Raw genomic sequence first — 25,888 nt, 5'->3', positions numbered from 1 at the left:
GCTTTTGGCAAATCATTCCAACCAAACTGCGTCGTTGCCAACAATTTGTCGAATTTCGGTGAGTAGTTTGGGGGTGGGTTCAACTTTGTTTTTGAGGAAATATTTTTTTATTCCGCCGTTTGCCTTGATGTGGAAAAAGACCGGGTTCTCGCCTGGAGACTTTTGCAATAATTCCTGGAGCATTCTTAGGCTCTGTCTATCTAAATCGGCAATCTCCACAATGACCGATTTAGGTAGTTTGCCATTATTATTACCATTTATTCCATCAGATAAGGGAGTGATGCTATCACAGATGACTCCGACCTGCTCCGAAGAAGTTTCCTCATCTTCCCTAATACGTTCCCTGCGATTTGCCTTGCCTTTCACTACAACAATTCCATCGTTTACTAGCCATTTCTTATACTCTTCGTATACCGACGGAAATACAGTAACATCAATTGCTCCAGCAAAATCTTCTATAGTAACAAAAGCCATTGGTTCATTCTTTTTCGTTCGAACTTTCCGAATGCGGGTAATAACTCCGCCGACAACTACTTCTTCTTTTTCGGATTTTTCCTTTAATTGCTCGCTACTGACAACACCAAGCTTCTTAAACTTCTCCTGAAATTGCAGCAATGGATGGTCGGACAGATACAAACCAAGAAGCTCCTTCTCCCATGCAAGTATGTCATTCTTGGTAGCCTCTTTTACCTGTGGAAGCATAGCCGGCTCCATAAAGGACGTTTCCTCATGTACTGCGTCGGAGCCAAAGAGTGAAACCTGACCAATTCGCTTATCTCTTTGGGCTTTAGCTGCCACCATAAGGGCATCCTCTAAGATGAAAAGCAACTGCGCTCTGTTCTTGTTGATAGAATCGAAAGCACCAATCTTAATTAGGCACTCAATAGCGCTTCGTGTCACTGTAGAATCGCAAACACGACGGCAAAACTCATGCAGTGAAACGAATGGTCCTCCCCTCTCCCTTTCAGCGATGATTACGTCTATCACACCACGGCCCACGTTTTTTACAGCTCCCAAACCAAAACGGATTGCTCCATTCTCTACTTCAAACTCGACACCGCTTGCGTTAATATCTGGGGGCAAAATTTCGATACCAAGCCGCTTGCAATCCTCTATATATACAGCCAGACTATCCTTGTCGTCCATGTTTGCCGAAATAAGCGCCGCATAGTATTCCACGGGATAGTTTGCTTTCATGTATGCAGTTCTATATGCGACAAAGGCATAGCATACGGCGTGGGCTTTGTTGAAAGCATAGCCGGCAAATGGCTCAATCTGGTCATAAATTTTTGCTGCTATCTCCGCATCAATTCCATTGTTCTTGGCGCCCTCAATGAACCGTTCGCGTTGTTTGTCGAGAATCGTGCGATTCTTGCTTGACATCGCTTTTCTGAGCACATCAGCTTGACCAAGAGTAAAACCAGCTATGGCCCGAGCTATATTCAGAACTTGCTCCTGATAGCAGATGACGCCATAGGTTTCTTTTAAGATTGGCTCAAGAAGTGGGTGAAGATATTCAATTGGCTGTTGGCCAAACTTCGACCTAATAAATTTGGATATCTCTCCCATTGGGCCTGGGCGATATAGGGCAACAATGGCAGCCAGCTCTCTAACAGAGTTTGGTTTGAGTTCCATAACATTTCGCCGCATACCAGTACCTTCTAGCTGAAAGACTCCATTTGTATCGCCCCTGGCCAGCATTTCGAAGGTTTTTTGGTCGTCGAGCGGTATTTTCAAAATATCTATATCAATACCCCGATGGCGCTTGACGTTCTTTACGGCATTTGCCAGTATTGTAAGGTTCGCCAAGCCTAGGAAATCCATCTTTAAAAGGCCAACCTTGGCTATATCTTTCTTTGCCAGCTGAGCGACTACTTCACCTTTACTGCCATAGTGGACAGGCACGTGATTTGTAAGCGGCTCATCAGAAATTAGTATTCCAGCTGCATGAATACCAACATTGCGGTTAATGCCTTCCAGCGTGCGCGCAGTATCTAACAAGCGAGCTACTTCCCGATTATTCTGATACTCCTCTGCAAGCTCTGGATTTTCCTCGAGCGCCATGTCAATGGTCATGCCAACTGGGACAGTGGGGATCATTTTCGCTATTCGGTCAACCTCATGTGGGTCCATACCGAGTACGCGTCCACAATCACGAACGGCCGCTCGAGCCTTGAGGCTGCCAAAGGTGGCTATTTGGCCTACTCTGTCCTTGCCATACTTATTTATCACATATTGAATCAACTCTTCTCGACGGTCATCTTGAATATCAAGGTCAACATCGGGCATCTCAGCCCGCTCAGGATTTAGAAATCGCTCGAACGTTAGACCGTATTCGATAGGGTCTACATCCGTAATTCCGAGGGCATAGCAAACCAAGCTTCCTGCTGCTGAACCACGAATTCCAACGTAAATACCTTGCTCGCGTGCAAAGTTGGTGAAGTCGCGAACAATCATCATATACTTCGCAAAGCCACACTGCTTAATGACATCACACTCATACCTAAAGCGTTTTTCGTAGTCTTCGGGTACTTTACCGCCAAACTTTGCAAGCAAGCCAGCGCGCGCTTCAGCTTCCATGTATTCTCCTGGGTCAACCCCCGCGGGAATACCAGGGTCTGGAAGATTAAGTTGGCTGAAATCAAAACTGCAGTTGCACCGTTCGGCTATTTCTAGGGTATTTTTGAGCGCATCCGGCAGATGGCCAAAAACACTAGCCATTTCCTCAGGGCTCTTTAAGTAAAATTCTTCCGACCCAAACCTTAAGCGATTTGGGTCGTCAAGCGTAGAACCAGTTTGGATACACAGCAGGACGTCGTGCGGCACTGCATCTTCTTTGGCGATATAATGAACGTCATTCGTGGCAACGACCTTGAGGTTCATGCGAGCAGCCATCTCAACTAGTGCCCGATTGACAGGCTCCTGCTCGGAAAGACCATGGTCCATCAGCTCCAGGTAAACATTCTCTCTACCGAAAATGTCTACGTAATCTCCAAGGGACTTCTCTGCTTGAACAATATCTCCTTGTAGTATGTGGTATGGAACTTCGCCTGCTAAGCATGCAGTCAATGCAATTAGGTCGCCGCTGTATTGGCTTAAGAGCTCTTTATCAACGCGTGGTTTGTAGTAGAATCCCTCAGAATGGGCAAGGCTTACCAGCTTAATGAGGTTCTTATAACCTTTTTCTGACTGCGCTAGAAGCACGAGGTGATGTTGGTCTTTATCCAGCCTTGGGTCGCGACGCGTCCTTGATTCCTTTGCAACATAAACCTCGCATCCTAAAATAGGCTTGATACCTGCATCCTTTGCCTCGCAATAGAAGCTTATGTTGCCATACATGACGCCATGGTCGGTAATAGCAATAGCCTGCATGTTCATTTCTAATGCTCGTTCGATTAGCCCTTGGATGCGACAAGCACCGTCTAGCAGGCTGTATTCAGAATGAACATGCAGATGCACAAACTCAGGAGTTGACATTGCCGGCTTCCAAGTAAAAAAACTTTCAATGTTTGAGTTCAATACCGAACCATATGTTACCTGCAGAAATACTAACTTTTCATACAAATGACTGCTTGGCAAGCAGACTGGATGTAATTTTCAGGATGGTTGTGTTAGAATGTTGAGGATAATGTGCATTCCCTTTGCCATTAAATTCTACCCTAGCTGCCAATCAAATGTCGAAGAAAAAAATTCTAAATCTTATACCCTCATTTGTCACAATTCATCAATTACTTAACATTTCGGTATCCAGCCCAAACCTAATTTTTGATCGCTATAGAATGACATAAAACCGGCTTATCCTTTTAAAATTGAAGGAGTAAGCCTTGCAATCAGCGAAAAGAAAGAAAGGTTCACACTAGTTTAATGTAAGGTTTAATGAAGGCAAACATTCTCTTTCTACCAATTGTATTTATACAGGTGCTTACATCCACAGTATTACTTGTTCCCAAAGGGAATCCCGCTGTTGAAAATCTCCCAGATGCTGGTGGATGGATCAACTGGGAACGCCTAATTATCAAAGCCATTGGCGTTTGCAACCTCCCCGGCGACGTTGAGAGCGAAGCTGAGGCATTGGAGATAGCTCGCGCCGCTGCAATCGCACGTGCCTATCGAAATCTTGCTCTAGTAACAAACTCTGTGCGCGTTTCAGGAAATACATACGTCAAAGATCTCGCTAGCAACTCTGAAGAGATACGGCTAAAACTCGAAGATTTTGTGAAGAATGGACAGATAATAAGTGGAAAGCAACTTTGCGACCGCTCTTATGAGATAATTATTCAGGCAACCCTGTGGGGCAAAGACGGCATTGCAACTATTATATCTCCCAAAACGCCCAATGAAAGAGTAGCTAACTTAAACAATAAGCTGCCGCCAGGATTAGTTATAGACGCACGTGGCATTGACTTGAAGCCGTGCCTGTTTCCTGTAATATTCAATCCTGAAGGTCAAAAAATTTTAGACACGGCAGAAATGGGCATAGTAGCCTACTCAAACGACGCTAAGCAAGCTTTAAACCCGAAAAAAAACAGGGCTCATCCAATTGTTATAAGAGCATTAGGAAAGAATAAGAAATCGCCAACCGACATAATGGTTAATACTGAAGATTCTGCCCGTATTCTGGAAGCAAAGCGCCAAACTGGTATTCTCTCGAATTCCCGTATTTTGGTTCTTATAGGTTCTCCAAAGTAACATTCAAACACATAAGGCAAGCAACACTTTACAATCACATCGCTCAGGTGTTACAATGGTTGTGCGCATATATAGAACAAATGTACGATTTCAGAACGAAGGATAGACCAATTGGCAGCCCAAAGTAACGAAAGTCTTCGCATACTGGGAGTTGATCCCGGGCTAAACGTTACCGGATATGGAATTATTGAAGTCATCGGCGATAAGCCGGCGCTCGTTGAAGGAGGCGTAATCCGCATATCTCAAAAACTACCTTTAGAGAAACGACTGTCTACAATCTTCTACGGAATTGAGGAATTGATAAAAGACTTCAGTCCCCAAGCACTTGCGCTGGAAGAGATTTATACGCACTATGATAGACCTAGAGTCGCAGTTATGATGGGACATGCGCGAGGTGTTATATGTTTAGCGTCGTCTTTGAACCAGATCCCTGTCTTCAGCTATGCCTCGACTCACATAAAGGGATCTCTGACGGGCAATGGGCGAGCAAGCAAAGAACAAGTTCAGCGCATGGTCCAGGCACAACTTAACCTAAAAACTCCACCGGAGCCGCTTGATGTGAGTGATGCGCTTGCGGCAGCGCTTTGTCATTTCGTTAGGCGAGGCAAAAATCAAGACCCGATTCAGGGACTTTGACAAGGAATAAAAAAATGATCTCGTATATCCGAGGAACTCTGATTCCAAAAAGCGAATCGGAAGTTATAATATGGTCAAATGGCATAGGCTATGAAGTTATGGTTCCCTCGCCTGTGATGAAGGGACTACTCAAAAAGACCGATGAGGAACGGAAAGATATCACGCTTGTAACTTATCACTACTTCGAAAACAACCAGTCAAAGCTCATTCCTCGTCTAGTTGGTTTTAACAATGAGATAGAGCGCGAGTTCTTTGAGCTTTTTATTACGGTTACGAACATGGGGCCAAAAACCGCCGTCCGAGCACTATCTCGTTCGTTTCATGAAGTAGCAGAAGCTATTGAGAATGGCGACCACAAAGGGCTTGCAACACTACCTGGAATTGGTGAAAAAAAAGCACGTCAGATTATCGCAACCCTTCAAGGAAAAGCCGGCAAATTCGCATTGATAAGAGACGAAGCCCTTGCTGCTGAACCGCTGCCGAAGGAAGACATCCAAGCCGAAGCAGTAGAAGTGCTTCTTCAACTAGGCTACAAACGCTCTGAAGCACAGCAAATGGTGGAACAGGCAATTGAGACATCGCCCTCAAAGCCGAAGACCTGCGAGGAACTAATTCAGCAAATTTATGAATTAAAGCTGATGAGATAGCAACTACCATGGCACGACAGAAAACGATAAGCGCGAAGGATAGCGCAGAATCGCAACAAAAAGCAAGCATGCAAAATCTGGGGGAAGAGGACCGCAGTTTATGGAACCTGCGGCCACGCACGCTGGACGAGTATATAGGCCAAACTGCAGTGGTAGATAATATGAGGATTGCAATCACCGCTGCACGGAATAGGCGAGAGCCATTGGACCACGTACTTCTTCATGGTGCGCCTGGTCTCGGCAAAACAACCCTAGCACACATAATCGCCGCCGAGATGGGAGCCAGCATTATCGCCACGTCCGGTCCAGCACTTGAAAAGCCAAAGGATGTTATGGGTATACTTTCAAGCCTAGAGGTCGGCGACGTACTTTTCATCGATGAAGTCCACCGTCTGTCACGCGTAGTCGAAGAATTCCTTTATTCCGCAATGGAAGACTTTCAAGTTGATTTTGTTTTAGACAAAGGTGCTTATGCTAAGACAATAAAAATTCCGCTAAAGCGGTTCACCCTAGTGGGAGCAACAACTCGAGCAGGCATGCTGTCTGCGCCATTGCGAGATAGGTTCGGCATATTTGCGCATATGGACTACTACTCGCCCGAGGAACTGACTAGGGTTGTTCAGCGGTCAGCGAAGCTCTTGGGTGTAAGGGTCGAGCCAGATGGTGCTGAGGAGATTGCCCGCCGCTCGCGGGGTACTCCCAGAATCGCCAACAGGCTCCTCCGACGCGTACGGGATTATGCCGAAGTCGAAGGCGACGGCATCATAACACGCGAAATCGCTGACATAGCCCTAACAAGAGAAATGGTTGATGCAATCGGACTAGATAAACTCGACCGAAGCTATCTCCGAACGATAATCGAGTACTACAATGGTGGACCCGTCGGAATCGAAGCGCTTTCGGCAACCCTAAATGAAGAAACTGATACACTAGTTGATATGGTTGAGCCTTACCTTCTCAAAATAGGTTTTCTAAATCGCACTCCTAGCGGAAGGAAGGCAACCCACCTTGCATATGAACATTTGGGAATCCCATTCAAAGGACCCGAAGCTAACGGACCCCAACTCAAACTCACACCCTAAGTACGCGAGCAAATTCTGCACTTAAAATCGATAAACGGCATCAAGCAATTAATCTAGCATGAGTTTTTGCTCTAAAAAGTTTGGGGCGGGAGCTATGCCCCCACCCCAAAAACATCTCTCAATATCTTAATTTTACTATTGTATTGTGAAAGCACCCATTTGATCCCAGCCGTCGCGTGTGTTTGCATCATCGTATACAAGCATCCAAGCCTTACAGCTTTTGTTTGCCATTGTTGACTTAAATTCAATTCGCCAATTTACGTCTAGGTATGTCTCTCTGCGAACAATAGTGGTTTCAGAACAATAAAGCCTACAATAGCTATTTTCAAGCACAACTGACGAGCCGGGAGCCGCACCCTCTCCCCAAGTGGTGTTCGCATCATCCTTCACGTATAGTTTGTTTGTATTTGCATCGTACCTGACAAATACTGCATTTGCCTGGCTAAGCGTTGTGTTTAGCAACAGATAGCAATTAGCCAAGTTTCCATAGCCATCTGCATCTGAATATCGGCTCACCAGCGTTTGCTTTGTTCTTATCGCAAGCGTGCCTGTTGATGGAGACAAGCTCACATTTACAGGCGCACGACTTACCATAAAGCTGCCCATTTGATCATAACCATCGCGCAAGCCGCTATCATCATAACAAAGCATCCAAGCTTTAACAGTCTTGCCATTCATTGAAGGCTTCAGCTCTATTTTCCAGTTAACAATCACCGTAGCGCCGGCAAATGATATTGTTGTTTCTTTACAATAAAGCTTGCAGTAACTGTTTTCGAGAACAACCGACGAACCGGGAGCCGCCCCCTCTACCCACGTGGTGTTCGCATCATCCTTCACATACAGTTTGTTTGCATTTGCATCGTACCTGACAAATACTGCATTTACCTGGCTAAGTGTTGTGTTTAGCAACAAGTAACAATTAGCAAGATTAGCATAACCCTCATTGTCCGAGTATTTACTTGTGAAGGTAGTCTTGACACCAACCGCAATGCCGCCGCTGCTTGGCGTCAGACTGAGGTTCTCTGGAGCAAGCGGCCTGTATTCGTCAGCTCCAATGTCGACAGTTTCTCCGCTAATGCGCGCTTGATTATCTAGATCCTTCCATCCGTCGCCAACAACGCCATTGCTACCAGCGTTTACGCACGGTGATGTTGGAATTATGTGATAGTTGCCGCCAACTCTATCCACTAGCAATGGATCCACTAGAATATCTCTCACTGGGTTAGTAATCCCCGAGTAGTCATATGCTCCATTCGAATAGAGACAGTTCGTCTGCATATACACTGATGAATTGTATGAATATACACCCGACGAACAGAATGCAATAATATTATTCACAATGCTCGCGCCGCTTCTTTCGACGCAACCGATGCCTCCGCCATCGCTGGATGCAGTGTTTCCAACGATGGTATTGTTTGCGATAATCGGGCTTGAACCGAAGTAGCAGTAAATACTACCTCCAAACTTAGAAGCAGTATTATCAGCAATAACGTTGTTCATAATATTCGGTAATGAGTCAACCTCGCATGCAATGCCACCGCCGCTAATCTTCGCGCTGTTCTTTTTGATTGTGTTGTTCGAAATAGTTGGCGAACATCGATAGCAGCTTATACCGCCACCATCTGTAGATGTCGCCTTATTCGCAGTTAGCGTATTGCCAGAAATCACTGCATCTGAGGTATAGCAAAAAACTGCTCCTCCTTGATAGGCGGAGTTCTCCGCCATTGTGTTCCCTCTAATTGTTGCTGCGGACGAATAGTAACAGCCAATAGCCCCGCCGCCGTTAGTAGCTGTGTTACCATTAATCTTGTTGCCAGTAATAGTAGGCGTGGACGAGTAATAGCAACCAATGCCTCCGCCGCCATGAAGTGCAGTATTGTTAGTGATTGTATTTCCAGTGATGGTTGGCGATGCTTGATACTGGCAGTGGATTCCACCGCCTCCATAGGAAGACGTGTTACCAGTAATGACATTATTAGCTATCACTGGCGAGGCGTAGTAACAAAAGATTCCGCCGCCCCCAACCGTGGAACTGCCGTTCCTAATGGTAAATCCATCTATACGGCCGTTCTCGCCAACGCCGGGCAAGAAGGTAACCACACTGCCCTCTTTGCCGCCATCTATGATTGTTATATTTGTGCTGGGTTTCCTTTGTGCGAGCGAAGTCTCGGTACCCGCAAATCCACCATATAATTTAATGCCGGCCCTAATCGTAAGACGTTCCTGATAGGTTCCAGCGGCAACCCAAACTTGGTCGCCATCTATGCATTTGCTAAGCGCATCATTGATAGTGAGAAATGCCTTTTCCCAAGTCGTGCCGTCATGCACTGTTCCAGGCGCATTGTATTTGACGCGGAAAATTGTCGGCTGACGAATAACAAAATATGCTGAACTAATCTCACTCGGCTCGTAATTGCCTTTCCAAGCCTTTGCCTTAAGGGTCAATGTCCTATCAACAACTATTGGCCCTTCGTAAACTGTGCCATTAGTCAGCGTTGGGTCAGTTCCATCCGTAGTATAGCGTATCGTAGCACCCGCTGTGCCACAAGTTATAGTAACATTCTGCGGCGTACTGTAAGTACCCCCGTTAGGAATAATTACAGGAGTTTCGACTTTGCCAAATCTTACTGTAAAACTGATTGTGCTTCCGGCGCTTCCGATGTTGCTTATCTTTAAGCCACCTGGACTACCATCCGCTAGAAAACTCGAGGGGTCAGTGGTATCATCAATTTGAATTCTGCCTTCTTCTAAGGAGAAAGCAGCGTCATCAGGGTTTCCATTTTCTTCGATGGTGCCTCCAGGTCGATAAATATATACTTCATCAGGTGGTCCGAAAGCATTTCCCATTCCATCGCATTCGGTGTTAATTCGATAGACAAGCAATCCTGACCCGGGCAGCATGCTTTCAAACGTCGGTCTGTTATTGTTGCGGTACTCCACGACAAAATATTGTGTATCAGAATAAGGCGAAGCTATTTTGTAGCAGTTATTTGTTGGAGAAGTTATTGGTTGAATAGAATAAGTGCCAGCTTGAACGATTTCTGGGATTTCTTCAATCCACCTGGTATACCGCCACTTCATATAAGCGCCCATGTGTTGCGGCGGATCGGTGTTATATTCCATAATATCCCAGAGCCATACAGGATAAAGCCCGTCGAATTCGTAATGATAAAGGTCCGGCATGCCAAGCGAGTGATTCATCTCGTGGCAAAGCACGCCGACTCCTCCCGATTCGAGAAGATAACTCTGCAATTGGAAATTATAGGTTCCCACGGTCTTCCCATTGATTTCTGGCGGAGTGACACCATCGAACTCAGGGGTAAACGTCCACATATGTGGCCACAGGAGGTCACTCCAAGCGCCCGGCGAACCGTAGACAATAAAGCATACGTTATCTACATATCCATCGCCATCTGAATCAACAACCAAGTCGGAAGGAATATATCTTTTTACTGTGTTTATAGCGCTTTTCAAGAGGATATGCTCTCTTGTAGCCATATCCAAACCATCATCTTCATAAGGGTCAGTATAGCCAATAGGATTTGATTCGCTCTTGGGCTGGTAGTAGGCTCTAGGATTGTAGTCCTGGTATGAGACAACGGTTTCTCCTGGAGGCGGATAAAAAGTTGTGCTTACCGACAGTTTATTATATGAAACTTCGGTGTAGTAATTACGCATCGAGTTTGCCAGAGGAGCTGTGAGATTGAACATATTGTCATAGGTAGAAATCTTGTCTGTAAACTCGTTTTCGTCTGAAAATCTAATAAAAATGACAATATTATTGACGGTCCCAGTGCTGGGTGCTGGCCGAACAGGCCGAATCCTACTCGGCATGAACAATGCATATGGCTTTCGCATGCCCCGCAAGTTCGGCATTACTCCCCTTTTCAATCCTACGGCAGCTGGGTTAACCTTCCCGGCTACATAGCGTGATGGTAGAAGCTTGCCACCTGTCTCAAAAGCGTACGTATAGAAGCCAGTTTTGGGGTCGCGGACGATAACGTATCCATCCGCATCATGTAGCCACCTGTAACGCTCATCCCCACTGCAAAAGCATTTGAGCACTTCTCCGTTTGGCTGCACCAGGGTTTGCGGCACATTTCTCAGAAAAGCACTGCAAGCAAATGAACTAATCAAAATTGTCAATGGAATTGATAGTGCAACCGCCGCAAGCCAGAGAGGTAAACGTCTTTTTTGGTCTTTCATAACTTTTCCTCTTTCTGCATAATGAATGTATAAATCAGGAAGACCCCTTGCAATATTCGCCGGTGGTCAAAGGTTCGGGGGATATCTCATTGTTTGACCTAAGTACACTCTACACTTGTTCCCATTGAAATTGAACTAACTCAAAAGGTTTTATCACTGAGTTTTGTAACTCAATAAAACCTAGGATATTCTAACCTAGAGAGAGTTTGATGTCAACCATTTGGAGTAATACCGCATATTTTCAAATAGAAAGAAGTGAAAAGCGCTTATTCTATGCACAACAAGCACTTATTGCGTTGTGCAGCTATTGAAGTTTTTGTAATTGCTTTGCCATATTAGATTTACCCCGAATCGTCCGCATAACTTTTAATAAAACCCCATTTCTCAAGCAAACCTTTCAATCGAATATAAGCAGGTTTTGGAGAGCAGTCGCCCCTCAGCAATCCACCATATGGCCAAAATGAAACAGCATCCGCCAAATCCCACCAACAAATTGCCTTTATATAGGGTTTCGAATAGCAAATTGTATAAATAGCTTCTACCCATTCTGCCTGCATTTCCTCTGTCCAATCTCCATGCCAGCCTGCTGAAGCTCTCTTCCTTTGGCTATTCGGGTCAATTCCTGGCGATGAAGAACAACCCATCTCAGTAATGTGGATCGGCTTTCCTAACTTTGCATAACGGTCAAGAAGGCGGTCAATCTCAAAAAGGTCGTACTCAGGATAGTACATTTGCAAACCGATTATTTCAAAATCAACACCATATCTAATACAATCTCGGAGGTACGCATAGGGTGATCGCTTAGGTGGACCCGTTTTAGGTGGCTTTGCCGCATATTCGCCCCAAAGGTGACAACAATTAATTATGCGCTGGACATTTGGGTCACCTTCGCGTGCGGCTTTGGAACACACCTTAGCTAGATTCGTCAGTTCCTCTGGCTTGAGTCGCAGGGAATTTGAATAATCATGCGCCTCATTCATTATCTCGCAAAACTGAACCTTCCCAGCATATCTTGCACAAACTTGTTTCACAAGATTGTATGCGGCCCGTCGGGTATGAGAATATGGCTTGTTCTTCAGCCACTCTGGAGTCACACTAGCCGCAAGGTAAAAAGGTGGGCACAATTTTATTGCCATGCCCATTGAGCTTAACCAATTGACCTCTAAATCCGTCCTATCAAAATTACGTACAGTCTCCGTGGGCGCATAATGACTAAGGTAAAGGTGTGCTATACCAAAGTTGAAAATTTCCTTGAATCTCTTATCATATTCATATCCCCTCGCCGGATGTCCAAATGAGTTGCACCCAAAATAGAAACCTCTTCGATGAACACCCATTTTCTCTATTCTGTGCTTAGAAACGGCAAGTGTGAGTTCCTCACCAGCAGCAAGCGTTACTGCCAAAGATTTGTATGGTGGTGCCTTCTCCGCGTCAGCCAACTTACGGTAAAACTCATTTGGCATTCGAATGCCCTCATGTTCAGCACGCTTAAGAGCTTCTCTTACCCGCATCAATCGAGTAGCAGCGGCTTCCTCTACAAAGTCTATGTCACCTGGCTTTGAGTATCCCTTGCCCTTACCATCCGCATAGATAGTAACCTCTCCAAAACCAGGAATTTTAATCAAAGCACAAACTTGGATGGGTTTATCCGGAAGCACCACAGTCGCATATCCATCATGAACATAAGTGCGCGTTGGACATGGCTCGTCCGACAAGTCTCTGCAATGGAAGCGCTGTATAAAATCCTTTGACAACCTTTCGCCTTGGACATCGCGAAAATGTACACGTAATTTTCGGACCTCATCAGCTAACAAGCCGTTGATATGGGTAAGATTAATCAAACATAGAAAGAAAATTATTAGCTTTCTCATGTCTCCCCCCATGGTTTGTTAAAAATTATATAACCACTTGTAATGTTTTGGAAATAGAAGATGAACCATAGTGCCCAAAATCATATTGTTCATGGCATGCCAGGGGTACGTCCTGTGTCCGACAGGCACGCAGCGCATAATATAGAATTGCTCAGGCGCAAGTTCTGGATTGCGCTTATTTTAACTATTCCTGTGTTGGTTTATTCTAAAGATGTCCAAGAGCTAATTGGCTTCCGCCCACCAGCATCCCACTGGTCGGAATATATATCGTTCTTTTTTGGAACAATCATTTTCTTCTATGGAGGAATCTTTTTTCTTAATGGAGCAGTTGGTGAACTAAAAACTCGCCAACCAGGGATGATGACGCTTGTTTCTATTGCCATTACGGTTGCATTCGTGTATAGCGCCCTCACAACCTTTCGTCTTGTACTAGGCAAGGCACTTTATTGGGAGCTCTCCACATTGGTTACAGTAATGTTGCTTGGCCACTGGATGGAAATGCAGGCAGTAGGAAAAGCAAGAGGTGCGCTTCAAGAATTAGCAAGACTTATGCCCGACGAAGCTGAACGAATTAAAGATGACACAATAGAACGCATTTCGGTAGGCGATATTCAGAAAGGTGATTTGCTACTAGTTCGCCCTGGTGCAAAAGTTCCAGCAGATGGTGAAGTTGTGAGCGGAGAATCCAGCGTTAATGAGGCAATGATTACTGGTGAATCCACGCCTGTGCGCAAATCTCCAGGGTCGAAAGTCATCGCTGGAACAGTGAATGGCAATGGTTCGCTAAGGGTGCGGGTGACAAAAGTTGGAGAGGAAACTATGCTTGCGGGAATCATGCGTCTAGTTGCGGAAGCTCAAAGCTCACGCTCGATGGCTCAAAACCTTGCCGACCGCGCAGCATACTGGTTAACAATAATCGCTATCAGCGCTGGAGTACTTACGTTGACCTTCTGGACCCTCTCGTCACCTCCTCAGCCATTCGCAAACGAGCCACGAGGTACCTTCGCGATTGTCCGGGCAGTAACTGTCCTTGTTATTGCCTGCCCACATGCACTTGGTCTGGCAATTCCACTTGTTATTGCCATTTCAACCTCACTAGCGGCGCGTAATGGGCTACTGATTCGTGACCGTCTTGCTCTTGAACAAGCAAGAAATCTTGATGTGGTTGTTTTTGACAAAACCGGCACGCTTACCAAGGGTGAGTATGGAGTTGTCGCTATCTATCACGTTGCAGGCTTAGACGAGAATGAGGTTCTAGCAAAAGCTGCAGCAGTGGAAAAGGACTCAGAACATATACTCGCGCAAGCAGTGGTGCGCTCAGCCCAGGCGCGTAATCTTAGTATTCCTGATGCTGTGGACTTCAAGGCGCTACCTGGGCTTGGCGTTGAGGCCAAGGTAGGAGGACGAACCATCCGGGTTGGCGGGCTTCGCCTGCTAGAATCACTTGGTCTCAATATCCCAGAAGAACTAAAACATTCAATTGACCAATCCCGCAGAGCTGGTCAGACTTTAGTGTTTGTCTTAAATGAAGATGAAATACAAGCGGCAATTGCCCTAGCGGATGTAATACGCAACGAGTCTCAAGAGGCGGTGAGGGGGCTCAAAAGGATGGGTTTGCAAGTCGCCATGATGACCGGCGACAGCTGGGACGTCGCCAGATGGGTTGCTGAGGAGCTTGGAATTGATGAATACTACGCCAATTTGCTGCCTGAAGACAAGGCGAAACGCATACAACAAATACGCCAAGAAGGACGACGTGTGGCAATGGTGGGCGATGGCATTAATGATGCTCCAGCACTTGTTTTGGCAAACATCGGAATAGCAATTGGCGCAGGCACAGACGTTACCATTGAATCCGGTGACATCATACTCGTTCGCAACGACCCTAGAGATATCATAAAGATTATCCGCCTAAGCCAAGCAAGCTATCGAAAGATGGTTGAGAACCTCTTTTGGGCTACTGGTTACAATGTTGTTGCTATGCCGCTAGCTGCTGGCGTTTTTGCCAATAAAGGAATCATCTTTTCACCAGCACTTGGGGCGCTATTTATGTCTATTAGCACAATAATTGTAGCTGTGAATGCGCAGCTACTAAGAAGGCTAAAATTAGGAAGTCTGCGATAGAAGTATCCGCGTTGATATTTAATTAATCAAAGAAACTTTCGCACGACGCTATGTATTTTGCCTAGCTTCCAACTCCATTCTAACCATCCAAATTAAAGGAAACGCCATGTATAAAAAGGTTGTCGTCGCCATCACGATTCCCGAATCATTCGTAGCCATCCCTACCACTGCTCCTGCAAGCATCCCAGCAAACGCAGCATTCATAATTGGGTGTTTGAGAAGTGTTCGCTTAAGGATGCCCACAGGTCTAATGAACAGGATAACCATTCCCACGATTAGGCAGAAAAACATGTAGGTCCAGAATGAGTATTTAATCAATCTTAGGTTCATTGCCCATTTCCTTAATGCTAACTCTGCCAGTATGTGGGGACCTAAAACCTTTGATTGAGTTATTGCCCTTCCAATGTGTGTTTTATGTTCAGAGTCAACCATTACGTTTGCAATTATGACACCCACAAACAATATGATAGCAACCGCAACAACCAAAATAACCATTCTAAGCCTGGAACGAGAACTATATGCTCGGAATATCGAAAAGCCAAAGCCAGCGAGCATCGCGAGCGTTCCACCAAAGTTCGTACCAAAGTTGGGTGCACCTACCACCAATACTACTGCCATAAAAAGCAATGCTATTGGCACTATATACTTCCAGTCCACAAACTTTCGGCGGTCAAGAAAGGAGAAAATACCCAAAATAAGCGCACCCATAAGTACGCCAACGGATTCATTGCCAATGCCGTAGAATCTGAGGCCTATAATAGGGTCATAACCAAAGATCGAATGCTTCGATAACGGTGACTTTGCCAGCATATCGAACATGAAAACTGCGGCCACCCCTACCCCAGTAACTCCAAAGACGGTACGAGAATCTCTAATTAGGCTTAATACCAATGCCAAAATGAGAGAAGATACCACAAAATAGACTAAAACAACTGAAAATTTGAAAAGATGAAATGCAGGCGCAAGCAGCAGAATTGCTGGAGAAATTAGACAAGCAAGCATGAGAAATCTCAATCGCAAAGGATGAAGTATTGACCGCAATATTGGCAATCCGGGATTCTGCCAAATGACTCCTAGTATACCCATCGCCGTCACGATAATGACAATAGCTATATAGGTAAGAAGTACTGGCCTTCGACCATTAAAAACTTGCGTTGTCTCTTCATTTAGCTGTTTAACTTGCCCAATGGAATCAGCAATAGGCATTGAAACTATTGGCTGTCCAAGCATACTAGGGTGCGGTTTTATACCAAAAAACTTTAGAACTGTGGGAGCTATATCGAGATTCGTTATCAAACCTTCTCTTTTTGTAACGCTTGAAGTAACAACTCCGGGTGCCACGTCTGTGCCAACCATAATTATTGGAGTCAAACGGTTACCATTTGCATATGCGTCCATATTAGGCGCTGGCACAATAAAAATAAGAAGGTAACGCTCTGTGGAGGCCTTTAGATACTTGTTTAAATCAACGAGGAAATGGGCGCATTCAGCCGCTGCCAATCGCTTGTAGTACTCAAACCTGCTAGGCATGAGGTCCGCGCCTGCTGCTTCAACTCGCCCTCCATCACCAGCCTCGACAACTACGAACTTATTTCCGTTAAGCTCCCGAACACGACTTAAAATATACGCATAGTTCGTACGCATTCCAAACGGCCAATGCCCATCACGGCTGGTTACTTTTTTGCTGACGTCCCCAGTTGAAACCACACCTCGCTTGTTCATGGCAATCATTACGCTTGGGCGGAATGGAGATGAGCCTCGGTCGGAGTTGCCGTAAACAGCCGTTTTCACACCTGCGCTATAGAGAAGTTCGCCGAGAATGCCGGGAATTACATCATAATTGAGACCAGAATTGGCGGCAATAACAGCAGCTATTTTAGTTTGGAGTACTGCTGCAGGCTCTTTGAGGCTAAAGCCAGTGTTCCTTTGCCAAATTGTCGCGGCAGTTTCGCCACCCAGTTTTTCATCTGCATTTGCTGCGTACTTTGAAAAGGCATCAATCGTTGGACGCTCGAAACCCATTCCACGTGTGCCTGCCCCAATGGTGACAGCGTTATCCTCGAAGTTTTGACACGCCGCTGTTTTATTATTCATCAGCCCAATGGCGCCAATGCGAATCAACTGCCTAAACTCTGGAATATCCCATCGGAGCATGTCGTTTAAAGACAGTCCTTCGAACGTAACAAGGACGACAGCTTTCCCCTCTGATTGTGCTGGGTGCACACTTGCAAATAGCAATATAATTGATAACCAAACTAGCCTTTTCATAGGATTTCCATATACAATTTCTGCGTTTCTTTGATCATAACCTCGCTACTGAACCGTTCACGCACCAGCCTTGACCCCGTTTCGGCAAGTTGGCGTGCTAGGTTGGGGTCTGCAAGCAGACGACAAACTTGATTTGCAATTTCATGAGGATTCCCTGGCTCAGCAAGAAGTCCGCTAATCTCATTATCAACAATCTCCACGATACCACCCGTCCGAGAAGCAACAACAGGGATTTCTTGAGACAGTGCCTCGACCAAGGTCAGACCAAAGCTCTCCCGTGTAGAAGCTAGGACAAAGACATCGAATGTTCGCACGATATCAAGCGCATCTCTGCGGAAACCAAGAAATTCAATCTTATCCCGTATGCGAAGTGACTCTGCAAGCAACTCGAGAGACTGTCGTTGAGGCCCGTCCCCTACTATACAGAACCTTGCCTCCGGAAACTGTTTGGCAATCAACGCTGCCGCATGGATAAAGTAGTCAACACCTTTTTGAGGTGCAAGCCGTGATACTGTGCCCACAAGCATTCCATTCTTTATTTTGCGTTCGACAGGGGCAAATGTGACGCCATTGTAAATTGTTACAATCTTGGAAGGTTCAATCTTCTGTTGGGAAATCAACTCATTCCTCAGCGCATTTGAAACGGTGATGATTTTATTAGTGAAGCGGGAAAAGAACCACCCCATGCCACCAATCAAAGCTCGTTTGAGATTTGTGGTACGCTCGTCAAATATGAAAGCATGCTCCGTTAGAATGAGTTTCGGACGCCGGGCGATAGAAAGCGCAGCTAATCGGCCGATTAGGCCTGCTTTAAAGCTATGCATGTGAAGAATATCTGGCCTTAGATCTCGGAGAATCCGCCTAAGTTTTATTATTGCAAAAAAATCCTTCGATATGCTTATCTCTCCGATTATGTCCAATGGTATCGCTGGGATTCCTTTCTCTTGTACTTCTGCAAAAAGGGAAATTCTAGGTGGACAAATAACAATTGGTTCAAACTTCGACCTATCGAGCCCCGATAAGAGTGTTAAAAGATGTACCTTAATTCCGCCCTCAGTCGGTCTGACAAGATAGGCTATTCGGATTTTTCTTCCACCCATGAGCTCTCCGTTTCCCATAGCTTTCTCTATTATATCAGGTATTACCCTTTGTCTTTCATGAATAAGCTTAACCTTTAAGATAGCTCGATTTCCTGGGGAGAGTTTTGTGAGGAATTTAGAACCTATTCAGCAGAAAGGTAGTTATCAAATAAAGCAGTTGAACTTATTGAGAGTGGCAGTTTGCCCAATAATTCGGAATATTAGCCATAGCTGGTTGATGTTCGGAAGGTCGGAGGCTCATCTCAACAGCAACCGTGGTCCCGCCGTGGCCAGTAGCCAAATATACTTTGTCTGCAACAGTTAGAACAGCTTTATAGCCCATTCCCAACGTCCCAGCAGTTGAGTATCCTTTTACCAGCGCTACTTCAGGGAGAACTAATGCTTCTATGCCGGGGCCACGATCAGCGACCACAAACATTAGCCTATCATCTAACCTATGGAGCGATGCTGTACCTGAACCCGCATGTTTGAGGGCATTGGTTGTCAACTCACCCACACAAAGAACAAAGTCATAAATTCGAGATTGGTCCATCCCCTCAGTCTCAGCCAATTTGGCCACTTCATGTCTAATTATTCCTAAATCCTTACCACTTTTTATTTCCCACGATGCAATTGGTTTTCCAGCAATCTTTTCAATCTCTTCCTTTTCCGAGATTACAAGTTTTCCTTGGGTTGCTGCCAAAATAGTTTTGCGGTAGAACTCCCTCTTCTGCCTCTCCAATTCAAGCCGTCGCTCCTCTGCCTTTACACGCTCGGTAATATCAAGCAAGGTGCCGATAATCGCAGGCTTTCCTTTAAATGTGGTACGCGTCCCATATACTTCAACATCTATGATACTCCCGTCTTTTTTTAGGCCTTTAAATGTGTAGTGGATGCTTTTCACTTCGCCTCTTATTCGCTTGCTTATGTTTTCTGCAACGAGAGCCCTACTCTCTGGAGCCGTTAGGTCCAAAGCGGTTTTCTTTTCAATAACTTCATCAGGGGTATAACCAAATATTTCTGCAGCCCTTGGATTTACATATATTAACTTTCCGTTTTGGATTATGTAAACTCCAACTAGCGATTCTTCAACCAAACTCCTATACTTTGACTCGGCTTCCATAAGTGCTTCCTCGGTCTTTTTCCGATCGAGCGCATTTGCCAGTATTTCGCCCAAAATTTTAAGAAGCACAACCGAGTCCTCAGACCATGTCTTTTCCTCCTTAACAGTCTCAAAACCTAGAAAACCAATGCTTACACCTTGAGATATCATGGGTAAGGCAATAAATGACTTGACATCTTCTGATTCGAACACTTCCCTTTCTTTCGCATACTCTGGTGGCATTTCGCTAACGCGTGGTATAATGACCGGCTCATACCCTGCCAATCCTTTTTTCATAAGTGGGTAATCCTCAATCCTCATATTCTGAAAAAGATGAATTGTAGGCTCTACCCCTTCAGCACACCACTCATACACATTGCTTACAGTCTTGCCATCCTCGCTTATCAAGAATACAAAACTGCGGTCAGCACCAATAAAACTACCAATTACTCCCAAAGCTCGGTTGATACCTGCGTCAATCTCCTCAGGCGGAAGGTTTATGAACTTCGTGGATAACTCTACAATGACACGTTCAAGCTCCATCCTATATTTCAGTTGCTCTTCGACTTTCTTCCGCTCCGTCATAGCTCGGGAAATTCCACGCAACCCAATTACTTTGCCATTTTCATCAAACATTGGCCTAGCATTCGTCTCAAGAAAGCGAATCGACCCATCTTTATGAAGAAATCTTGTTTGAACGCTTGTAATTTCTCTATTTTCTCGAATGGCTGATAGAAAAATTTGCTCAACATGTTCCCGGTCAGCAGGAATAACAAAGTCAAAACCAACGCGCCCTATTATTTCATTTGGCTTGTAACCTAATATTTGTTCCACAGCGGGATTGGTAAACTTGATTCGTCCATCGACGTCGATTTCCCATACCCAATCTGAAACACCTTCGACGACTTCGCGATATTGGGCTTCGGAGACTTCAAGAGACTTTGTCGCCCGCCAGGTTGAAGTGTAATCTTCATGTTGGACTACAACATTGCAAACCTTATCTTCGGCATCCTTAATGGCAAAAACAAACATTCGGAGAATTTTGCGGCCTGGGTGAACAGGAGAAATGTGTCGAACCCTAGCAAGGTCGTATTCTATTATAAACTCAATGGACCCACCATCTTCAAAGACTTGCCTAATTTTAGACGCAAAGCCCTGTCTAATGATCTCATTGTCTTTGAAAATGTTGTATTTTCCAACGACTTCTTCATCGCTTTCAATTCCTAAAAGTCGCCTGCAAGCCTTATTTTCAAAGATTAGCGTACCTTCTTTGTCCAGTATCCAAATGCTTATCGGGCTGTTGATTAAAACTTCAGAACAAATATTCTTAATGACGTCACCTACATTGGCTAGTTTGCACTTGTTACTTTTCTCGCTCATAAGGGAACAACTCGATTTCAGAATGTCTGCGCAGGCGGACTTTATAATTAAATATACCCAATTTTGACACCATAAATGCTTGATTTGTCCGCTGAGATGAACCGAAAGCCCTAAGGACGACATGACTAATATTTGCTATAATTTATGGGCAGCTAAGAAAGCTCAAATGAACACCCAGAGTACAAATCCGCAAATGCAGAGGCTCAGAATTACTGTAAAGGGTATCGTCCAAGGGGTTGGATTTCGACCATTTATATATCATCTTGCGCGCAAGCATGGCTTAGCCGGTTGGGTTTGCAATACGAATGACGGCGTTTTAATTGAAGCAGAAGGCAACGAAGACAACCTCCGAGGATTTATGGAATCGGTCAAAACCAACGCCCCACCGCTTGCCTTAATTACAGATGTTTCTGCCGAACCTCTGCAACCTATTGGTGAATGCGAATTCATTATTCGCCACAGCCTGAGCAACTCCGAACCCCAAACAACCATCCCACCAGACGTTGCTACATGTGCAGATTGCCTTGCAGACATCTCAAACCATGCTAACCGAAGATACCACTACCCTTTTACGAATTGCACAAACTGCGGCCCTCGTTTCACAATAATTGAACGAATACCCTACGACCGGCAAAATACAACAATGGCGGCTTTCGACATGTGCCCAGACTGCCTGGCCGAGTATGAGAACCCCAGCGAACGGCGATTTCACGCCCAGCCAAATGCCTGTCCTGTGTGCGGACCCCACCTTATCATAGACGGTCATAAATATACCAACGACTCAGAAGCCATCTCCAAAGCAGCCGAGATACTTCGCCGTGGAGAAATCCTTGCAATCAAGGGTCTTGGAGGATTCCATTTGGCTTGCGATGCCAGAAATACCAAAGCGGTCGGCATGCTGAGAAAACGCAAGGGAAGAGCAAAGAAACCATTTGCAGTAATGTGCGTTGATATCGATGAAGTCCGCCGAATTTGCGAAGTAGACCCAATTTCCGAAAAGCTACTTTTGTCGTTTGAACGGCCAATTGTAATCATGCAAGCGCGCACAAATAACGGGATATCACCCGAAGTTGCACCAGGAAATAATACGCTTGGTGTGATGCTTCCATACACTCCACTCCACCATCTTCTACTCGCACAAAGCCCCCCAACGCTAGTAATGACTAGTGGAAACTTAAGCGAGGAACCAATAGCTTACAAGGATGAGGATGCCAACCTCAGACTGGGTCATATCGCCGACCATATCCTAATGCATAACCGTCCCATCCACATGGCTTGCGATGATTCGGTGGCGCGAGCATTTTGTGATAAACCTATGCTGCTCCGCCGTGCAAGAGGTTACGTTCCTCAACCTATTAAAATAAACTTTAAAACGCCAATGATATTAGCATGTGGAGGTGACCTCAAAAGCACATTTTGTCTCACAAAAGGGGAACTTGCAATTCTAAGCCAGCACCTTGGCGATTTGGAAAACGCGCAGACAATCGAACACTATGATTCAGTCGTCAAGCACTTTTGTGAGTTTTTTGATGTCAAACCAGAGATAATAGCTCACGATTTACATCCTGACTATCACTCTACAAGATTTGCCGAGTCGCTTCGATGCGGAAAAAAGATAGCGGTTCAGCATCACCACGCTCACATTGCAAGCTGTATGGCGGAAAATAATATATCTGGCAAAGTAATTGGAGTCGCTTTCGACGGCACAGGATACGGAACGGATGGCCAGATATGGGGAAGCGAATTCCTAATTGCAGATTTCAAAAATTTTCAGCGGGCGGCTCATTTGGCATATATACCCATTCCGGGCGGCGAGGCAGCAATCAAAAAACCTTGCAGGATGGCGGCTGCATACCTTTTAAAAACCTTTGGTGATAGCGGCGAAAAAGTGGCTACCACAATAATGCCGTCATTCACATGTAAAGAAGCGCAAGTTGTTAAAATGCAAATAGATAGAAATCTCAACGCACCGCTTACCTCAAGCATGGGAAGGCTTTTCGATGCAGTCTCGGCCCTTCTAGGAATATGCACGGAGGTTACTTACGAAGGCCAGGCGGCTATTGAGCTTGAGGCAACGGCTAGCCCTAATAGCGAACCGTATAACTTTGAGCTTATAATTGGTAATGAGGACACCATTGAAATTGATGTTCGGCAAATGCTTAAACAGATAGTATTTGAAATAGAAAAAGGAACGCCATCTAGCATAATATCTAGTCGTTTTCATGCAACTATCGCTGAAATCATAAGCACAGTTTGCACTAAACTGCGTGACTGCACAAATCTAAACCGCGTTGTTTTAAGTGGTGGAGTCTTCCAAAATATGGTGCTACTTGGACTTTCAACAAAGAAACTCGAAAAACAAGGATTCGATGTATTTTGCCATGCGCTTGTCCCACCCAATGATGGGGGCATCTCGCTTGGACAGGCTGTTGTAGCAGCCGAAAGGTGGAATTGCCAATGTGCTTAGCAGTACCAATGAGAATTACCGAGATAAGCGGAAACACGGCAGTGGTCGAGCAAGAAGGAGTGTCTCGCAGAGTAAGAATTGACTTTATACCCAATCTTCAAGTAGGCGACTACGTCCTAATACACGCTGGAATTGCGATAGAGCGACTAAAAGCAGAGGAAGCCGAAGAAACACTCAAGGTAATTAGGACGTTGAACAAATGAGATACGTTGACGAATTTCGGGATTTTACATTAGCTCGAACTATAGTAGAAAACATCAACAGAATTGCCATAAGGCCTCTAACGCTTATGGAAGTCTGCGGCACCCATACAATGGCAATCGCCAGGTTTGGAATTAGAAATCTCTTACCTCCGAATATTAAACTGATTTCCGGTCCTGGATGCCCCGTGTGCGTTACTCCGCAAGCACTAATCGACTGCTTCATCGAGCTAGGTCGTGCCCCCAATGTTATCTTGGCAACCTTTGGGGACATGATTAAAGTTCCGGGTAGCCGAACAACGCTTGAAGCTGAGCGCGCACGTGGAATTGATGTTCGAGTAGTATATTCTCCGCTCGATTCTGTCATAATTGCCCGCGAGAATCCCGAAAAGCAAGTGGTATTCTTTGGTGTTGGCTTCGAGACGACAATCCCTGCAGTAGCACTTGCTGTTCTGGAAGCTAAGGAACTTAGACTGAACAACTTTAGCATCCTATCAGCGCATAAGTTGATACCGCCAGCAATGGTGGCTCTCGCATGCGACCCAGAAGTTGCTATCGATGGATTCATTTGTCCGGGTCATGTGAGTGCAATCATCGGAAGTGCAGCCTACGAACCCATCACCAGCAAATATGGCATTCCATGCGTAATCTCTGGCTTCGAACCGCTCGATATCCTTCAGTCAATTTTCATGTTGACAAGGCAAATAATTGAGGGACAAGCTGAGGTGGAAGTTCAATACTCAAGAGTAGTAACGCAAGAGGGCAACCCAGCGGCGATTAAGTGTCTCAGAGAAGTTTTCGAGCCGGACGATTCTGAATGGCGAGGATTGGGGATTATTCCTGAAAGCGGCCTTCAACTCCGAGATGAGTTTTCAGAGTTCGATGCATCAAGGTTTATCAATAATCAAATCCCCCAGCCTATAGAAAACAAAGCCTGCGAGTGCGGCTCAATACTTAAAGGATTGAAAACCCCTTCCGAATGCCAAGCATTCGGCAAGAAATGTACACCAGAGCACCCTCTAGGCCCTTGCATGGTCTCAACTGAGGGCGCATGCTCAGCGGAATATAGGTACGCAACAAGATGAACGACAACATGATTCTTTTAGCCCACGGGGCAGGTGGCAAAAAAAGCGCAGAACTTATTCAAAGTTTGTTTCTCCAATACTTTGATAACCCGGTGCTCAATAACCTAGGCGACTCGGCAATCTTAAATGCAAGGCCAGGCCAACTTGCGTTTACAACCGATTCTTTTGTAGTTGACCCTCTTTTCTTTCCTGGCGGTGACATTGGGAAGCTAGCCGTTTGCGGCACCGTAAATGATCTTGCGGCAGTAGGAGCGCGCCCCATAGCCTTGAGCACCGCCTTCATTCTCGAGGAAGGTCTGAAGTTGGAAACTTTGGAGCAAGTTGTGGCCTCAATGGGGGCAGTGGCGGGCGAACTCGGCATCCCAATAGTTGCAGGCGATACAAAAGTTGTACCTCACGGCTCGGCAGACAAGATGTTTATAACCACATCGGGCATCGGTTATCTGTCAGCAAACCAAAAACCTCCAGCGCCCAACCGCGCAAAACCAGGCGACATAGTTCTAATCAGTGGAACAATCGGCGAACATGGCATGGCTGTAATGCTGGCAAGAGAGGGAATCGAGTTTTCTACAAACATCCAGAGCGATTGTGCGCCACTCTGGGGGTTGGTGTCTTCCATGCTAGAAACAGCGCCTGACATCCACTGTCTTCGCGACCCAACACGTGGCGGACTGGCGGCTGCCCTAAATGAACTTGCTGTTCAGTCGGGTGTTTGTATCGAAATCGAGGAATCGGCAATTCCGATAAACGAAGACGTTCGGGTAGCTTGTGAGCTTCTCGGGATTGATCCCCTACATGTTGCGAACGAAGGCAAAATTGTTGCTATTGTCCCTGAAAATGATGCAGAGGCAGTATTAAAAACGATGAAAGCCCACCCTCATGGCAAGCATGCTAAAATCATCGGCTGCGTTAAATCTTCCCCAACCGGGCGTGTCCACCTTCGAACCCCAATGGGAACTCTACGCATCCTCGACATTCCCTCGGGAGACATCTTACCAAGAATTTGTTGACAGTCAGCAATAATATTAGGCTGCGCAGCAAAGTCAGCCATT

The 25,888-nt window shown here is 45.5% G+C and carries 15 protein-coding genes; 9 read left to right on the top strand and 6 right to left on the bottom strand.

Annotation, left to right across the window (positions count from 1 at the left end; all coding sequences use genetic code 11):
* Positions 1–12: 12 nt before the first annotated feature.
* Positions 13–3,477: a DNA polymerase III subunit alpha gene (locus QHH26_00655; protein ID MDH7480466.1), complete on the bottom strand. Its 3,465-nt coding sequence runs from the start codon at positions 3,475–3,477 to the stop codon at positions 13–15.
* A gap of 399 nt (positions 3,478–3,876) precedes the next feature.
* On the opposite strand from QHH26_00655, the gene QHH26_00650 reads away from it, so the two are divergent.
* The 4 genes from QHH26_00650 (at position 3,877) to ruvB (ending at position 7,054) form a co-directional block, all read left to right on the top strand.
* Positions 3,877–4,689, top strand: a complete 813-nt coding sequence (locus tag QHH26_00650) for a hypothetical protein (protein MDH7480465.1) — start codon at positions 3,877–3,879, stop codon at positions 4,687–4,689.
* Between the two features lie 111 nt (positions 4,690–4,800).
* The gene (gene ruvC, locus QHH26_00645) at positions 4,801–5,325 is read left to right on the top strand and encodes a crossover junction endodeoxyribonuclease RuvC (protein MDH7480464.1); all 525 of its coding nucleotides are present in this window, start codon (positions 4,801–4,803) and stop codon (positions 5,323–5,325) included.
* A gap of 14 nt (positions 5,326–5,339) precedes the next feature.
* A complete protein-coding gene (locus QHH26_00640) occupies positions 5,340–5,972 on the top strand; it encodes a Holliday junction ATP-dependent DNA helicase RuvA (protein MDH7480463.1) in 633 nt (210 codons plus the stop codon).
* A gap of 68 nt (positions 5,973–6,040) precedes the next feature.
* The gene (gene ruvB / locus QHH26_00635) at positions 6,041–7,054 is read left to right on the top strand and encodes a Holliday junction branch migration DNA helicase RuvB (GenBank protein ID MDH7480462.1); all 1,014 of its coding nucleotides are present in this window, start codon (positions 6,041–6,043) and stop codon (positions 7,052–7,054) included.
* Positions 7,055–7,189: 135 nt separating this feature from the next.
* Here ruvB and QHH26_00630 read toward each other — a convergent pair whose 3' ends face one another.
* Positions 7,190–11,260, bottom strand: coding sequence for a M6 family metalloprotease domain-containing protein (locus QHH26_00630; GenBank protein MDH7480461.1), 4,071 nt, complete (start codon positions 11,258–11,260; stop codon positions 7,190–7,192).
* Positions 11,261–11,601: 341 nt separating this feature from the next.
* Positions 11,602–13,131 carry an endo-1,4-beta-xylanase gene (locus QHH26_00625; protein MDH7480460.1) on the bottom strand — a complete coding sequence of 510 codons (1,530 nt, stop codon included), beginning with the start codon at positions 13,129–13,131 and terminating at the stop codon, positions 11,602–11,604.
* 60 nt (positions 13,132–13,191) lie between these two features.
* Between QHH26_00625 and QHH26_00620 the strand changes: the two genes are divergently transcribed.
* Entirely contained in the window at positions 13,192–15,255 is a 2,064-nt protein-coding gene (locus QHH26_00620; GenBank protein MDH7480459.1) for a heavy metal translocating P-type ATPase, read from the top strand.
* A 48-nt stretch (positions 15,256–15,303) separates the two neighbouring features.
* Here the strand turns inward: QHH26_00620 and QHH26_00615 are convergent, their stop codons facing one another.
* From QHH26_00615 to QHH26_00605, 3 genes are all read right to left on the bottom strand, one after another.
* On the bottom strand, positions 15,304–17,523 hold the full coding sequence (locus QHH26_00615; GenBank protein ID MDH7480458.1) for a hypothetical protein: 2,220 nt from the start codon (positions 17,521–17,523) through the stop codon (positions 15,304–15,306).
* A complete protein-coding gene (locus QHH26_00610; protein ID MDH7480457.1) occupies positions 17,520–18,641 on the bottom strand; it encodes a glycosyltransferase family 4 protein in 1,122 nt (373 codons plus the stop codon). The genes QHH26_00615 and QHH26_00610 overlap by 4 nt, the downstream gene beginning before the upstream one ends.
* A 145-nt stretch (positions 18,642–18,786) precedes the next feature.
* The gene (locus QHH26_00605; GenBank protein ID MDH7480456.1) at positions 18,787–21,084 is read right to left on the bottom strand and encodes a PAS domain S-box protein; all 2,298 of its coding nucleotides are present in this window, start codon (positions 21,082–21,084) and stop codon (positions 18,787–18,789) included.
* A 166-nt stretch (positions 21,085–21,250) separates the two neighbouring features.
* Here QHH26_00605 and hypF point away from each other — a divergent pair, with 166 nt between their 5' ends.
* The 4 genes from hypF to hypE are packed head-to-tail and all read left to right on the top strand — an operon-like array spanning position 21,251 to position 25,846.
* Positions 21,251–23,551, top strand: coding sequence for a carbamoyltransferase HypF (hypF, locus tag QHH26_00600; protein MDH7480455.1), 2,301 nt, complete (start codon positions 21,251–21,253; stop codon positions 23,549–23,551).
* Entirely contained in the window at positions 23,542–23,754 is a 213-nt protein-coding gene (locus tag QHH26_00595; protein MDH7480454.1) for a HypC/HybG/HupF family hydrogenase formation chaperone, read from the top strand. The genes hypF and QHH26_00595 overlap by 10 nt, the downstream gene beginning before the upstream one ends.
* On the top strand, positions 23,751–24,836 hold the full coding sequence (gene hypD, locus QHH26_00590) for a hydrogenase formation protein HypD (GenBank protein MDH7480453.1): 1,086 nt from the start codon (positions 23,751–23,753) through the stop codon (positions 24,834–24,836). The genes QHH26_00595 and hypD overlap by 4 nt, the downstream gene beginning before the upstream one ends.
* A complete protein-coding gene (gene hypE, locus QHH26_00585) occupies positions 24,833–25,846 on the top strand; it encodes a hydrogenase expression/formation protein HypE (protein ID MDH7480452.1) in 1,014 nt (337 codons plus the stop codon). Before hypD ends, hypE begins: the two co-directional genes overlap by 4 nt.
* Positions 25,847–25,888: the final 42 nt, after the last annotated feature.

The sequence above is a fragment of the Armatimonadota bacterium genome (assembly GCA_029907255.1).
In the GTDB taxonomy this organism is placed as follows: domain Bacteria; phylum Armatimonadota; class UBA5829; order DTJY01; family DTJY01; genus JAIMAU01.
This window is presented reverse-complemented; position numbering and strand designations above follow the sequence as displayed.